Annotated in this window: 13 protein-coding genes; 9 read left to right on the forward strand and 4 right to left on the reverse strand. The window is 76.5% G+C overall.

All coding sequences use genetic code 11. The features are described 5' to 3' along the window. Positions 1-7: 7 nt before the first annotated feature. The 4 genes from CO540_RS28210 to CO540_RS28225 are packed head-to-tail and all read right to left on the reverse strand — an operon-like array spanning position 8 to position 3,448. Positions 8-721 carry a TetR/AcrR family transcriptional regulator gene (locus CO540_RS28210; protein ID WP_253866259.1) on the reverse strand — a complete coding sequence of 238 codons (714 nt, stop codon included), beginning with the start codon at positions 719-721 and terminating at the stop codon, positions 8-10. 41 nt (positions 722-762) lie between these two features. Further along, complete coding sequence (locus CO540_RS28215; protein ID WP_216642309.1) at positions 763-1,617, reverse strand: FAD:protein FMN transferase; 855 nt, start codon at positions 1,615-1,617, stop codon at positions 763-765. Beyond that, the gene (locus CO540_RS28220; protein WP_172967953.1) at positions 1,614-2,030 is read right to left on the reverse strand and encodes an FMN-binding protein; all 417 of its coding nucleotides are present in this window, start codon (positions 2,028-2,030) and stop codon (positions 1,614-1,616) included. The genes CO540_RS28215 and CO540_RS28220 overlap by 4 nt, the downstream gene beginning before the upstream one ends. 20 nt (positions 2,031-2,050) lie before the next feature. Next, positions 2,051-3,448 carry a ferric reductase-like transmembrane domain-containing protein gene (locus CO540_RS28225; protein ID WP_253866261.1) on the reverse strand — a complete coding sequence of 466 codons (1,398 nt, stop codon included), beginning with the start codon at positions 3,446-3,448 and terminating at the stop codon, positions 2,051-2,053. Positions 3,449-3,971: 523 nt separating this feature from the next. Here CO540_RS28225 and CO540_RS28230 point away from each other — a divergent pair. From CO540_RS28230 to CO540_RS28270, 9 genes are all read left to right on the forward strand, one after another. Then, positions 3,972-4,475: an SAV_6107 family HEPN domain-containing protein gene (locus CO540_RS28230; RefSeq protein WP_099164268.1), complete on the forward strand. Its 504-nt coding sequence runs from the start codon at positions 3,972-3,974 to the stop codon at positions 4,473-4,475. Positions 4,476-4,613: 138 nt separating this feature from the next. After that, entirely contained in the window at positions 4,614-5,357 is a 744-nt protein-coding gene (locus CO540_RS28235; RefSeq protein WP_099164269.1) for a hypothetical protein, read from the forward strand. Further along, positions 5,354-7,201: a DNA polymerase Y family protein gene (locus CO540_RS28240; RefSeq protein ID WP_099164270.1), complete on the forward strand. Its 1,848-nt coding sequence runs from the start codon at positions 5,354-5,356 to the stop codon at positions 7,199-7,201. Before CO540_RS28235 ends, CO540_RS28240 begins: the two co-directional genes overlap by 4 nt. A 216-nt stretch (positions 7,202-7,417) precedes the next feature. After that, a complete protein-coding gene (locus CO540_RS28245) occupies positions 7,418-10,783 on the forward strand; it encodes an error-prone DNA polymerase (protein ID WP_099164271.1) in 3,366 nt (1,121 codons plus the stop codon). Between the two features lie 99 nt (positions 10,784-10,882). Beyond that, complete coding sequence (locus CO540_RS28250; protein ID WP_091573261.1) at positions 10,883-11,062, forward strand: hypothetical protein; 180 nt, start codon at positions 10,883-10,885, stop codon at positions 11,060-11,062. 14 nt (positions 11,063-11,076) lie between these two features. Then, a complete protein-coding gene (locus tag CO540_RS28255; protein WP_172967954.1) occupies positions 11,077-11,826 on the forward strand; it encodes a methyltransferase domain-containing protein in 750 nt (249 codons plus the stop codon). Next, positions 11,823-12,974, forward strand: coding sequence for an alkaline phosphatase family protein (locus tag CO540_RS28260; RefSeq protein ID WP_099164273.1), 1,152 nt, complete (start codon positions 11,823-11,825; stop codon positions 12,972-12,974). The genes CO540_RS28255 and CO540_RS28260 overlap by 4 nt, the downstream gene beginning before the upstream one ends. 39 nt (positions 12,975-13,013) lie before the next feature. Continuing rightward, positions 13,014-14,273 (forward strand): DNA polymerase IV, encoded by a 1,260-nt coding sequence (locus tag CO540_RS28265; RefSeq protein WP_099164274.1) that lies wholly within the window; start codon positions 13,014-13,016, stop codon positions 14,271-14,273. A gap of 115 nt (positions 14,274-14,388) precedes the next feature. Next, positions 14,389-14,787 carry a DUF3040 domain-containing protein gene (locus tag CO540_RS28270; RefSeq protein ID WP_091573265.1) on the forward strand — a complete coding sequence of 133 codons (399 nt, stop codon included), beginning with the start codon at positions 14,389-14,391 and terminating at the stop codon, positions 14,785-14,787. Positions 14,788-14,900: the final 113 nt, after the last annotated feature.

A 14,900-nucleotide genomic window follows, 5' to 3' on the forward strand; every position in this document is an offset into this window, starting at 1 on the left:
GGTGGGGTCACGGCGGGTCGCCGCCGGTGGCGCGGGCGGCGATGAACGCGGCGATGCCGTCGAGGATGCGGGCCAGGCCGAAGTCGAGGGTGTCGTGGTCGGCCGGGCCGTCCGGGCCGGGGCGCAGTGCGGCGTCCAGCGCCGGGTAGCGGTCCTCGCGGCCCCGCACCAGCGCGCCGAACGCCGCCTCCCGGCCGGACCCGGGCGGCAGGCCGGCCAGGTTGCGGGCGTGCCCGACCAGCAACGTCGCCACGTCCAGCCGCTCGGTCGCGGTGAGCCCCGTCCCGGCGAGCGCGGCGACGACCCGTTCCACCCAGGACAGTTCGTGCGGTCCGGGCAGCCGGGCGCCCACGGCCGCCGCCTGCGCCCACGGGTGCCGGCGGAACCGCTCGACCAGCCGCCGGGTCCAGTCGTCGAGCTGACCGCGCCAGTCGGCCCCGGCCGGCGCCGGAGGGGGTTCGCCCAGCGCCGCGTCCAGCATCAGCGCGACCAGCTCGGCCCGTCCGGGCACGTAGCGGTAGAGCGCCATCTTGGTGACGTCGAGCGACTCGGCGACCCGCTGCATGGTGAGCCCGTCCAGCCCGTCCACGTCGGCGACGGCGATGCCGGCGCGGGCCACGGCGGCGGGCGAGAGGGTGGGGCGGGGGCCCCGCCGGGGGCCGGCGGGCGCGCCCCAGAGCAGCTCGAACAGCCGCTTCTTGTCGACCTCACCGGCCCGCACGGATCGCCCTCCCACCTCGCCGGGCGGCGCCGGTCCGCCCGCTACGCCGACGATACGGCCACCTGCGCTCCGGACCCGGCCCGGCCCGCGCCGGACCGGGCCGGGAAACGGGAACCGGGCCAGCCCGGCGTGGTCCGGACCCGCCCGGCGGCGTCCACCACCAGCGCGGCGTACCCGTTCAGGGTGGCCAGCCAGTCCGGGGCGTCCGGGCCGCGGGCGACCGCCGCGGTCGCGTACACGTCGGCCCAGAGCAGGTCGGGGCCGACCACGGTGACCGACCGGACGGCCCCGGCCGGTCGCCCGGCGCGGGGGTCGGTGATGTGCGTGCCGCGCCGGGCGGTGCCCGAGGTGGCCACCGCGCCGTCGGCCCGCTCGACCACGTCGAGCATCCGGTCCGGCCGGTCGGGGTCCTCGACGCCGACCCGCCAGGGCGGCCGGCCCGGCGCGGCCCGCAGCAGCACGTCACCGCCCGCGTTGAGGCACAGGTCGTGCCCCGCCAGGTCGGTCAGGTGCCGCGCGGCGCGCGCCACCGCCCAGCCCTTGACCAGCCCGGACGGGTCGAAGCCCACGCCGCCGAGGGGCAGCGGCAGGCGACGGGCGTCGAACCACCCGCCGGTACGCGCGCGGGCGGTCTCGCAGAGCGCGGCCACCTCGCGCAGCAGCGGGTTCGTGGTGGTGGCCGGATCGGGCGGCGCGCCGCCGAGGCGACCCAGCTGACTGTCCGGCCGGTACGTGCTGAACACCGCGTCGGCCCGGCGCAGCTCGGCGAAGACCCGGGCCACCCGCTCCGCCACCGCCTCGGTGCGCACCGCCGGACCGCGCAGGTGGATGCTGACCGGCAGCCCCATCACCTGCTCCACCCAGGCGCGCCGGTCCGGTCCGGCCGGCGTGGTCACCGCAGGTGCGCCGCGTCGATGGCGGACTGGAGCGACTCCCGGTAGCCGTCGCTGGTGACGGTGGCCCCGGAGACGGTGTCGATCCGCGCGCTCTGCGCCGCCAGGGCCTCCTGCCGCAGGATCGGCACCGCGTAGTCGTTGATCTCCTGGTCCCGGTGGTTGCCGTCGGGCACCTGGACGGCGGCCACATCGGTGATCTTCCCGGCGGAGACGGTGATCCGTACCTGCACCGGCCCCCACCGGGTCTGCGCCACCGACCCGGTGGCCGTGCCGCTGCCGCCGCTGTCGGTCGTGGCGCCGCCGGTGGCGACCGCGCCGGTCTCCCCACCCGCGCCCATGGTGCTGGTCCGGTAGCTGAACAGCAGCACCAGCGCGGCCACGGTGGACAGCAGCCAGACGGTGATCCGTCGCACGGATCCTCCCTTCGCGCCCGTCACCAGGCGAAGCGTTCGTGATGGACGTGCGCGTCGGGCACCCCGGCCGCGCGGGTCGCGACCCGGACGGCGTCGACCCAGCCGTCCGGCCCGCAGAGGAAGACGTCGTGTCCGGCCACGTCGGGGGAGAGCCGTCGCAGCGCCTCGGCGTCGGAGAGCCCCTCGGCGTACCTCGGCAGCCAGGACGGCCGCGCCGCCCGGGGCCCGACCAGGTGGTGCACCACCAGCCCGCGTTCGGTGACGAGGCGGTCCAGCTCGGCGGAGAAGACCAGGTCCTCCGGGGTGCGCGCGCGGTGGACGAGCACCGCCTCGCCGGGCGTGTACGGCAGCTCCCAGAGCAGCGCCAGCAGCGGGGTGAGCCCGACACCGCAGGCCAGCAGCGTGATCCCGCCGCCCCGCCAGTGCTGCCCGGTGAGCCGCCCGTACGGCCCCTCGATCAGCACCTGGGTGCCGGGGCGCAGGGCGGCCACCCGGGCGCTGCCGTCGCCCAGGTCCTTGACCGTGATCCGGAGCAGGTCCCCCCGCGGCGGCGCGGACAGCGAGTACGGGTGGGCGCGGGACCAGCCGGGACCGTCCAGGAACCGCCAGAGCAGGAACTGGCCGGCCCGTACCGGCAGCCGGTGCAGGTCTCGCCCGCGCAGCCAGACCGAGGTGACCCCGGGCGCCTCGGCGACCACCGCGGCCACCTCGATCCGGTGGCGCAGCGAGCGCCAGGCGGGCAGGCCGAGCCGCCAGATCAGCACGCTGGCCAGCGCCAGCAGGTAGACCGTCCACCAGTAGGCGCGGGCGAGCGGCGAGGCGAGGAAGTCGGCGCCGGTCCAGAGCTGGTGCGGCAGAGCCAGCGCGACGCCCAGGTAGGCGTAGAGGTGCAGCAGGTGCCAGGACTCGTAGCGCAGCCGCCGCCGGGCCGCGCGGACCGAGGTCACCACCACCAGCGTCAGCAGCGCCAGCGCCGCGGTGGCCAGCAGCATCCCGGGGTACGTGACGACGAGGTCCCAGGTCTCGGCGAGCACCCCCCGGCGGGCGGTGCCGGCGTATCCGAGCACGGTCAGCAGCACGTGCGTCAGCAGCAGGTGGAACGAGGCGAATCCGGCGAGCCGGTGCCAGCGGGCGATCCGGTCCTGGCCGAAGCGGCGTTCCAGCAGCGGCACCCGGGCCATCAGCACCACCTGGACCAGCATCAGGTCGGCGCTGACCAGGCCGGCGAGCCGGCCGAGCGAGGTGAGCCCGGTGGCCGCGCCGGCCAGCAGCTCCTGCACGCCACGGTCGGCGGTCCAGAGGGCGGTGACGACCAGCAGGCTGAGCGCCGCGAGGGCGCCGGCGACGTCGGCCCACCAGGCGGGGGCGGTCGGCGGCGGGCGGCGTGGGGCCTGCCGGCCGGCCACGGCGGCGGTCACCGGAGGGTCTTCTCGGTACGGCTGACGCTCATGGGGTAAACCCTGGGCCGGCGAGTTCCGGTTCTCCTTTGCCGCTGCTGTGCCCCGGCTGGGAATCCGACGGGGTGCCGGCGTGTCCCCGGCGCGTCACACGTTGCGTTTTCGTCGGTGGGGAGGTGTACTGTCAGGGTAGTTAGAACGAGTGTTCGATTCCGACCCCCGGGTCGCACACCTCGTTCCACGGCTCCGGAGACGGTGTTTCGCGGCACCGGCCTCCGGAAGGTGCGGCTCCGCGGGCCGCACCGGGCCTCGGACAGTCGCGAGTCCAGGCCCGACAGGCAGGTCGTCGCCCGCCGCCCACGACCCCCGGGCGGCGGGCGACGGACCCGCCGGTACGCCGGCCGGGTGTGGGTGTGGGGAAGCGTCCACACCCGGCCGGCCGCCACCTGAGGTGCGTCTTCCTCCGCACCGACCGCTCCGGGCGACCGGGCGACGGATCCCGTCGCGCGACCGCCCGCCCCGGCCACACGCGGAGGAGAGACCCATGCCGACCAGTCCGGCCCAGGCGCCCACGGTGCCCGCGCACGTGTTGCCGCACCGCACCCCCGCCCAGCTGCTCGTGGTGGCGCGCGAAGGGCTGGCCGAGGCCGCCCGCACCCGTCCCGACGGCCTCCGCTACGCCGCCGCCCACCTCGCGGCGCTGCGCGCCGCCGCCGCCGTGCTCGCCGCCCGGGCCCGCCCCGCACCCACCCGGCGCAACCGGATCACCAGCGTCTGGGTGCTGCTCGCCACCGTCGCCCCCGAGCTGGACGAGTGGGCCGCCTACTTCGCCGCCGGCGCGAGCAAGCGGGCCGCCGCCGAGGCGGGCATCCCCCGGGTGGTCACCGCCCGGGAGGCCGACGATCTGCTCCGTTCCGCCGAGCAGTTCGTCACCGTGGTGGAGACCGCACTCGGGCTGGCCCACCAACCGACGCTCGACGGCCTGCACCGGCCCCTGCGGCTCGGCGGTTCCGACGCCCCGGCGCGATCCGGGGCGGCCGCCGCCTGACGTGGCGCCCGGCCGCCGTCGGCGGGACCCCGGGCGGCCGGGCGCCGCTCCCACGGCACGCGCGTGCCGCGCAGCACATGATCCACAGCACCATCCGCGGGCGGGGCCCGTGGCGAAACACGACGGGGGGTTGGTCCGATGGCGGGCCGCATGGTGGTCGGTTCCGCCGCCCTGGCCGAGCTGGTCCGGCCGGCGAGCGCGCCCGACCCGGCCGGCGGCCACCGGGTGCTCCCCGTCCGGTCCGAGTTGACCGGGCTGCTGCCCAACCGGGGCCTGCGTCGTGGCAGCACCGTCGCGATCGGCGCCGGCCAGCCCCGGCACAGCGGCGCCACCTCGCTGATCCTCGCCCTGCTCGCCGAGGCGTCCCGGGCCGGCTCGTGGTGCGCCGTGGTCGGCGTACCCACCTTCGGGGCCGGTGCGGCGGCCGAGGCCGGGATCGCCCTGGACCGGCTCGCGCTGGTGCCGCACCCCGGCCCGGAGTGGCCCACCGTCGTCGCCGCGCTCATCGACGGGGTCGACGTGGTGGTCACCGCCGTGCCGACCACGGTCGCCGCCTCGGTCGCCACCCGGTTGGCCGCCCGGGCCCGGCAGCGCGGCAGCGTGCTGGTCCCGTACGGGCGGTGGGACGGCGCGGACGTGACGCTCCAGGTGGTCCGTGGGGTCTGGCAGGGGCTCGGGCCCGGCCGGGGGCGGCTGCGCCGCCGCGAGGTGACCGTCTCGGCCCGCGGCCGGGGAGCGGCCGCCCGGCCCAAGGAGATCAAGGTGTGGCTGCCCGGCGACGAGCTGACCCGGGTGATCCCCCGCGCGTCCGGGGCCGGCGTCCCGTCCGTCACCGCCCCGGCCCGTCGGCTGCGCGTGGTGGCCCCCGCGGTGGGCCGGTGAGCACCGCCCCGCCGCGGGCCCTGCTGCTCTGGTGCCCGGACTGGCCCGTCCTCGCCGCCGAGATCGTCGACGGCGTGCCGGCCACCGACCCGGTCGTGGTGCTGCACGCCAACCGGGTGGTCGCCTGCTCCGAGCGGGCCCGGGCCGAGGGGATCCGGCGCGGGCTGCGCCGGCGGGAGGCCCAGGGGCGCTGCCCGCACCTCACCGTGGTCGACCACGACCCCGGCCGGGACGCGCGGGCGTTCGAACCGGTGGTGGCCGCCGTCGAGGAGGTGGTCGCCGGGGTCGAGGTGATCCGCCCCGGCGCGTGTGTCACGGCCGCCCGGGGGCCGAGCCGCTACCTCGGCGGCGAGGAGGCGGCGGCCGAGCGGATCGTCGAGCACGTCGCCCAGAGCTGTGCGGTGGAGAGCCAGGTCGGCATCGCCGACGGGGTCTTCGCGGCCGGGCTGGCCGCCCGGGAGGGGCACATCCTGCCCCCCGGCGGCACCCCGGAGTTCCTGGCCGGCCGGCCGGTCGAGGCGCTGGGCCGGCCCGCCCTGGCCGACCTGCTGCGCCGGCTCGGCGTCCGTACCCTCGGCGACTTCGCGGCGCTGCCCGCGGGGGACGTGCTGGCCCGGTTCGGCTTCGACGGGGCGCTGGCGCACCGGCTCGCCGCTGGCCGGGACGACCGGCCGCTCGCGGTCCGGCAGCCGCCCGTCGACCTGACCGTCACCGCCGACCACGACGAGCCGATCGAGCGGGTCGACGCCGCCGCGTTCGCCGCCCGCACGCTGGCCGAGCGGCTGCACGAGCGGCTCGCCGCGTACGGCCTGGCCTGCACCCGGCTCGGCATCGAGGCGGTCACCGCGCACGGCCAGGAACTGCACCGGGTCTGGCGACACGACGGCCTGCTCACCGCCGCGGCCATCGCCGACCGGGTCCGGTGGCAGCTCGACGGCTGGCTCTCCGGCAGCAACGGCCGGGGCGGGGCCCGGCCGGCCCGCCCGACCGCGGGCATCATCCGGCTGCGGCTGGTGCCGGACGGCGTGCTCGCCCAGGCCGGCCTGCAACCCGGGCTGTGGGGGGAGACCGGCGCGGAACGGGAGCGGGCGCACCGCGCGCTGAGCCGGGTGCAGGGCATCCTCGGCCCCGAGGCGGTGGTCACCGCCGTCCTCGGCGGCGGGCGCTCCCCGGCCGAGCAGGTGCGCCTGGTGCCGTGGGGCGACGAACGGGTGCCCGCCCGCCCCGGCCCTCCGCCCCTGCCGACCCTTCCGTCGTCGGGCGTCGCGTCGTCGGCCCTTTCGCCGTCGGCCCTTCCGTCGTCGGGCGCCCCGTCGTCGGCTCTTCCGTCGTCGGGGGCCGCGTCGTCGGGGGCCGCGTCGTCGAGGGCCGCGTCGTCGGGCTTCGGGTCGTCGGGTCCGGCCGCTGTTCCGGCCGTGCGGTCCGGTGCGGCTGCCGCGCCGGTCGCGTCCGGCGGCCCGGGCGCGGCGGCGAGGCGGGTCGGTGGCCGGGCCGGCCGAGGTCGGGCGGTGCCCGAGCCGCCGTGGCCGGGGCGGATCCCGCCACCGTCACCGGCCGTGGTGCTGCCCACCCCGGTGTCGGCCGAGGTGCACGACGCGTCCGGCCAGCCGGTCGTGGTGAGCGCCCGGCTGGCGGTCAGCGCGCCGCCGGCCCGGTTGACCGTGGGCACCGGCCGCCCCGCCGACATCTCCGGATGGGTCGGCCCATGGCCGGTGGACGAGCGCTGGTGGGCGCCGGCCGAGGCGCGTCGTCGCGCCCGGTTCCAGGTCTGCCTGGCCGACGGCACCGCCCTGCTGCTCGCGGTCGAGGGCGGGCAGTGGCTGGTGGAGGCCATCTATGACTGAGCGGCATCCGCCGACGCCGCGACGTGCCGACATGCCGCGCCGACTCCCACCCTCCGGAGGCTACGAACTTGACGATGCGAATGGATCGCGGTGCCCCGCCGTCGTCGTCGCTGTGACTCATCCGTGTCATCAAGTTTGTAGGCAGCCGCAGGTCGACCTTCGGCCGGTGGACGCGACAGGCGGGGGAGACCGCAGGTCAGGGCCAGGGAGCGCGGGATGAGCTTCCACAACCCGAAGATGCCCTGGTCGAAGCTGGAGCAGGTGCTCTCCGGGCGGGGCGGGGACGAGCCGGGCCGGGGCGAGCGGCACCTGCACGTGGTGGACCCGCTCGCGGTCGACGCCGACGGCGGCGACTCCCCGGCCTGGAGCCGCAAGCGCCAGGAATACCAACCGCCGGAGCTGGACCGTCCGGACGGCGTCGTCCCCTACGCGGAACTGCACGCGCACTCCAACTTCAGCTTCCTCGACGGGGCCAGCCACCCGGAGGAACTGGCCGAGGAGGCGGCCCGGCTCGGGCTCACCGCGCTCGCCGTCACCGACCACGACGGCTTCTACGGCGTGGTGCGCTTCGCCGAGGCGGCCCGCGCGCTGCGGCTGCCGACGATCGTCGGGGCGGAGCTGTCCCTCGGGCTGCCCGGCCCGCAGAACGGCGAACCCGACCCGCTCGGCCGGCACCTGCTGGTGCTCGCGCACGGCCACGAGGGGTACGCCCGCCTCGCCGCCACCATCTCCCGGGCCCAGCTGCGCGGCGGGGAGAAGGGCCGCCCGGTCTACGGCGAGCTGGAGGAGATCGCAGCCGAGCTGAAGGACCACGTGCTCGTGCTCACCGGCTGCCGCAAGGGGCACGTGCCGGCCGCGCTGCTCACCGAGGGCGTCGACGCGGCGGCCCGGGAGCTGGACCGGCTCACCGCGTTGTTCGGCGCGGAGACGGTGGCGGTGGAGCTGACCGACCACGGCCACCCGGTCGACGCCGACCGCAACGACGCGCTCGCCGAGCTGGCCGCCGCGTCCGGGCTGCCCACGGTCGCCACCAACAACGTGCACTACGCCACCCCGGGCCGGCGGCGGCTGGCCACCACGGTGGCGGCGGTCCGGGCCCGGCGCAGCCTCGACGAGATCGACGGCTGGCTGCCCGCCGCGGCCACCGCCCACCTGCGCAGCGGCGCGGAGATGGCGGCGCGGTTCGCCGCGTACCCCGGGGCGGTGGCGCGGGCCGCGGAGTTCGGCGCGGAACTCGCCTTCGACCTGCACCTGGTCGCGCCGCAGCTGCCGGCGTACCCGGTGCCGGCCGGGCACACCGAGATGAGCTGGCTGCGCCGGCTGACCATGGACGGCGCCCGCGAGCGGTACGGCCCACCCGAGGCGCACCCGGAGGCGTACGCGCAGCTGGAGCACGAGCTGCGGATGATCGAAGACCTCGGCTTCCCCGGCTACTTCCTGGTGGTCTACGACATCGTCGCGTTCTGCCGCGCGCAGGACATCTACTGCCAGGGCCGGGGGTCGGCGGCCAACTCGGCGGTCTGCTACGCGCTGCGCATCACCAACGTGGACGCGGTCCGGCACCGGCTGCTGTTCGAACGGTTCCTCGCCCCGGAACGCGACGGGCCACCCGACATCGACGTGGACATCGAGTCCGACCGGCGGGAGGAGGTGATCCAGCACGTCTACGCCCGCTACGGCCGGGAGCACACCGCGCAGGTCGCCAACGTCATCTCCTACCGGCCCCGGTCGGCGGTGCGGGACGTGGCCAAGGCGTTCGGTTTCTCGCCCGGGCAGCAGGACGCCTGGAGCAAGCAGATCGACAGGTGGGGTTCGGTCGCCGCGGTCGACGTGGCGGACATCCCGGAGCAGGTGGTCGCGTACGCCAACGAGTTGCTGACCTTCCCCCGGCACCTGGGCATCCACTCCGGCGGCATGGTGATCTGCGACCGGCCGGTGATCGAGGTCTGCCCGGTGGAGTGGGGCCGGATGCCCGGGCGCAGCGTGCTCCAGTGGGACAAGGACGACTGCGCGGCCGTCGGCCTGGTCAAGTTCGACCTGCTCGGCCTCGGCATGCTCTCCGCGCTGCACTACGGCTACGACCTGATCGGGATGAGCCTGGACCTGGGCGACATGACGCTGGACGACCCCGAGGTCTACGACATGCTCTGCCGGGCCGACTCGGTCGGGGTGTTCCAGGTGGAGAGCCGGGCCCAGATGGCCACGCTGCCCCGGCTCAAGCCCCGCGAGTTCTACGACCTGGTGGTGGAGGTGGCGCTGATCCGTCCCGGCCCGATCCAGGGCGGCTCGGTGCACCCGTACATCCGGCGCAAGAACGGCCAGGAGCCGGTGACGTACGCGCACCCGCTGATGCGCAACGCGCTGGAGAAGACGCTCGGTGTGCCGCTGTTCCAGGAGCAGCTCATGCAGCTCGCCATCGACCTGGCCGGGTTCGACGCGGCCGGCGCCGACCAGCTGCGCCGGGCCATGGGGGCGAAACGCTCGGTGGAGCGGATGGCGCAGATCGCCGACCGGCTCTACGCCGGGATGGCCGAGCGGGGCATCACCGGCGAGCTGGCCGACGACGTCTACCGCAAGCTCACCGCGTTCGCCAGCTACGGCTTCCCGGAGAGCCACGCGATGAGCTTCGCCTACCTGGTCTACGCCAGCTCGTGGCTCAAGCGCTACCACCCCGGCCCGTTCCTGGCCGCGCTGCTCAACGCCCAGCCGATGGGCTTCTACTCGCCGCAGACGCTCACCGACGACGCCCGCCGGCACGGCGTGGAGGTGCGCCGGCCGGACATCAACGCCAGCGGCGCCAAGGCGGTGCTGGAGTCCACGCCGGAGACCCGGTGGGGCAGCGTGCCGGGCGAGCCGCCGCACGCCTGGGGGCTGGGCGGCCCGGTGGTCCGGCTCGGGCTGGGCAGCGTCCGTACCCTCGGCGCGGACGTGGCCGAGCGGATCGAGGCGGAGCGGGCGGCGCACGGGCCGTACCGGGACATGCCGGACCTGGCCCGCCGCGTCGGTCTCACCGCCGCGCAGCTGGAGGCGCTGGCCACCGCGGACGCCTTCGCCTGTTTCGGGCTGACCCGGCGGCAGGCCCTCTGGGCGGCCGGCGCGGCGGCCCAGGACCGGCCCGGTCGGCTGCCCGGCACGGTGACCGGCGCGGACCCGCCCACGCTGCCCGGCATGGCGGACGTGGACCGGCTGGTCGCCGACGTGTGGGCCACCGGCCTGTCCCCGGAGAGCCACCCGGCCCGGTTCATCCGGGACCGGCTCGACGCGCTGGGCGCGGTGCCGATCGCCCGGCTCGGTCAGGTGCCGCCCGGGCAGCGGATCCGGGTCGGCGGGATCGTCACCCACCGGCAGCGGCCGGCGACCGCCGGCGGGGTCACGTTCCTCAACCTGGAGGACGAGACCGGAATGCTGAATGTCACTTGCTCCCCGGGGCTGTGGCAGCGCTACCGTCGAATCGCCCGCACCAGCGGAGCACTGGTGGTGCGGGGCCGGCTGCAGCGGCACGAGGGCGTCACGAACCTCACCGCGGACCGGCTGGACGCGATCGAGCCGCCCGTCACGCCGGCGTCCCGGGATTTCCGCTGAGTGGAGTGATCCACATTACGGTTTCCCGGAGCCCGAGGCGGGAGACTCCCGGACACGGGTTGGGCAGAGTGGCCCACCCGGGTATGGGGGATGAACCAGATGACCTTTCACAGCACGTACCCCGGTGGCGTGGCCAACGCCCGACGGACCCGCCTCGGCACCGGGTGGGCGCCCACCCACGAGGTCGAGCCGCGGGAATACCAGGTGACCGAGGGACCGGTGGCCAACGCCCAGCGCTCCCGCGCCGAGGAGGACCCGGCCGGCGGCGGCGAGTCCTGACCCGCGGGCCGGGGGTGACTAGGCTCGGCGACGTGGAGCAGACCCGAACCCTCACCCCCCGCACCGCCGTGATCTGGGCCGTGCTCCGGGCCGAGCTGGACCGGCGGGCCGGTGAGCGGCTCTCGGTGCTCGACGTCGGCGGTGGGACCGGCGGCTTCGCCGTCCCCCTGGCCGAGGCCGGTCACCGGGTCACCGTGGTCGACGCCAGCCCCGACGCGCTCGCCGCGCTGACCCGCCGGGCCGCCGAGGCCGGGGTCGCCGACCGGGTACGCGCACGGCAGGGCGACGCGGACGCGCTCGCCGGGGTGGTCGAGCCCGCCTCCGTGGACCTGGTGCTCTGCCACTCCGTCCTCGAGGTGGTCGACGACCCGGAACCGGTGACGACGGCGCTGGTCGCCGCGCTCCGACCGGGCGGAGCGGCGAGCGTACTGGTCGCCGGGCGGGCCGCCGCCGTGCTCGGCCGGGCGATGAACGGGCAGCTGGACAACGCCGCCGCGCTCGCCGCCGACCCGCAGGGCACCGCCGGCGGTCGGGACAGCCTGCGGCGCCGATACGACGCCGACGGCGCGGCCGCGCTGCTCACCGCCGCCGGGCTCGTCGTCGAGGAGATCCACGGCGTACGCGTCCTCGCCGACCTGCTGCCGGCCGCCGTGGCGGACGGTCAGCCGGCCGCCCTGGTGGAGTTGGAACGGTCCCTGGCCGGTCGGTCGCCGTACCGGGACCTGGCCGCCCAGCTGCACGTCTTCGCCCGCCGCCCGGCATGACCGGCCCTCTCGACCGGGTCGCGCCCCGCTACGGCGGCGGCAGCCTGGTCGACGTGCTGCCCAGCGCGCTCACGCTGCTCGGCGTGCCCGGCGCGGTCGACCTGCTCGACCTGACGCCCCGGCTCGCCGGGGTACGCCGCATCGCCGTGCTGCTGGTCGACGGGCTGGGCTGGCACCAGATCCCCACCGCCGCCCCGTACGCGCCCACGCTGGCCGGACTGGCGGCCACCACCGGCGTGCCGCTCACCTCCGGCTTCCCCTCCACCACCCCGACCAGCCTGGTCAGCCTCGGCACCGGCACCCCGTCCGGCGCGCACGGGGTGCTCGGCTTCACCGTCCGGGTGCCCGGCACGGACCGGGTGCTCACCCACGTCGACTGGTCCGCCGACCCCGATCCGACCCGCTGGCAGCCGGTCCCCACCTGGTACGAGCGGGCCCGGGCCGCCGGGGTGGCGGTCACCGTGGTCAGCCGACCCGAGTTCGCCGGCAGCGGCCTCACCCTGGCCGCGAACCGGGGCGGCGACTACCGGGGCGCGACCGGGGTCGACGCGCTCGCCGCGCGGATGCTGACCGCGCTGGCCGCCGGCGCCGGGCCCACAGTGGTTTCCGGCTACCACCCCGACCTGGACCGGCACGGGCACCTGAGCGGCATCGACTCCGCGCCGTGGCGGACGGCGGCGGCCGAGGTGGACGCGCTGCTGGCCCGCCTGGTGGACGGGTTGCCGCCGGACGCCGCGCTGCTGGTCACCGCCGACCACGGCCAGCTCGACATCCCCGCCGGGCACCGGGTCGATCTGGACACCGACCCCCGGCTGCGGGCCGGGGTACGGGTGGTCGCCGGCGAGCCCCGGGTCCGCTACCTGCACGTCGAGCCGGGCGCCGAGGCGGACGTGGTGGCCACCTGGACCGGGGTGCTGGGCGGGGCGGCCGACGTGCTGACCCGGGCGGAGGCGGTGGCCACCGGCTGGTTCGGGCCGGTGCCCGAGGCGCACCTGGGCCGGATCGGCGACGTGGTGGTGGTCTGCCGGGACACGTACGCGGTGGTCGCCACCCGCTCCGAGCCGCCGGTGGTGTCGCGGCTGGTGGCGTACCACGGCGCGGACACCGCCGCGGAGATGACCGTCCCGCTGCTGGTGGTCCGGGGCTGACCGGCGACCCTGTCGGACCGGCGGGTTAGCCTGCGGGGCATGGGCCGCAGCCAGTCGTTGCCCCGGGGCGGGGATCCGCGCTTCGGGCCGGACGCCGACGACACCGGCTGCGCGATCCTGCACGTCGACATGGATGCGTTCTTCGCCTCGGTGGAGGTGCGCCGGAGCCCCGAGCTGCGCGGCCGGCCGGTGGTGGTGGGTGGCGTCGGCCCGCGCGGGGTGGTCAGCTCCGCCAGCTACGAGGCCCGCCGCTACGGCGTCCGCAGCGCCATGCCCACCGCCCGGGCCCGGGCGCTCTGCCCGCACGCGGTCTACCTGCCGCCCGACTTCACCGCCTACTCGACGGCGTCCCGTGCGGTGATGCGGATCTTCCGCGACGTCACGCCGCTGGTCGAGCCGCTCTCGCTGGACGAGGCGTTCCTCGATGTGACCGGCGCCCGGCGGCTGTTCGGTCCGCCGGCCGCCATCGCCGGCCTGATCCGTCGCCGGGTCGCCGAGGAGCAGCACCTGACCTGCTCGGTCGGCGTGGCGTCGAGCAAGTTCGTGGCCAAGCTCGGTTCCACCCGGGCGAAGCCGGACGGGCTGCTCGTGGTGCCCGCCGACCAGGTGCTGGATTTCCTGCACCCGCTGCCGGTGTCCGCGCTGTGGGGCGTGGGGGAGCGCTCGGCCGAGGCGCTGCACCGGCTCGGCCTGCGCACCGTGCGCGACCTGGCCGAGGCGCCGGCCGGTCTGCTGCGTCGGGCGGTGGGTGAGGCGTCCGCCGCCCACCTGCACGAGCTGGCCTGGGGGCGGGACCCGCGCCGGGTCTCTCCCGAGCAGGTGGAGAAGTCGATCGGCGCCGAGGTCACGTTCGACACCGACGTCACCGATCCGACGGAGATCCGGCGATCCCTGCTCGCCCTCGCCGACAAGGCCGGCGCCCGGCTGCGCGCGGCCGGCCAGGTGGGCCGCACGGTGTCGCTGAAGGTCCGGTTCGCCGACTTCCGCACGATCAGCCGCTCCCGCACCCTCGCCGTGCCCACCGACACCGCGCGGGAGATGTTCGACACGGCCTGGGCGCTCTGGGGCGCCCTCGCCCCGGGTGAACCGGTCCGACTGGTCGGTGTCCGGATGGAGGGGCTCGCCGCCGCCGAGGAAACGCCGCAGCAGCTCACGCTGGGCGCGCCGGAGCGGGGCTGGCGGGAGGCGGAGGCGGCGGCCGACGCGGCGGCCGCCCGATTCGGGCGGTCCGTCATAGGTCCGGCCAGTCTTCTCGGCAGGCGGGATCCACGACGAGTCGAAAAACCGACCCGGCCGTAGGTCGTCCCGCTTTCCGACGCGCGAGGGCCCTCGTAGACTTGCGGGTAAGCAGCCGGTTGGCTGCCACGGTCTGTCGGCCCGCCCGGGCCGACCAACGTGACCGGGGAGGAGTGCCGTGCCGCTCTCGGAGCACGAGCAGCGGCTGTTCGAGCAGATCGAGCGGTCGCTTGCCGAGGACCCCAAGTTCGCCTCGGCCGTGCGCGCCAGCGACCCGCGTTTCCACGCGCGGCGTCGCGTGCTCGTCGCTGCCGGCGTGGTCGTCGCTGGTCTGGCCCTGTTGATCTACGGTGCCGTGATCAAGATTCCCGCGGTGGCCGTGGCGGGTTTCGTCGTCATGCTGGCCTCGTTGATCTTTGCGGCGCAGTCGCACCGCAGATCCCAGTCACCCGACCTGCACGTGGTGGGTGGCACGACGAGCCGGCGTCGTCCCCGTGGCCGCAGCGCCGGTCGCCGGGGCTCCTTCCTCGACCGGATGGAGGACCGCTGGCGGCAGCGCCCGGAGGGCCACCGCTGACCGCGCCCCGCCCCTGAACCCGGGGCGGGCCGCAGCGCCGACTCGTCGACCCGTCGACGAGCGCGCTCCCGTCACCATGGCCGCGGTCCGGCCCGTGTCGCGCCCGCCGCCCG

Source organism: Micromonospora sp. WMMA2032 (assembly GCF_002688545.1).
Taxonomy (GTDB): domain Bacteria; phylum Actinomycetota; class Actinomycetes; order Mycobacteriales; family Micromonosporaceae; genus Micromonospora; species Micromonospora sediminicola.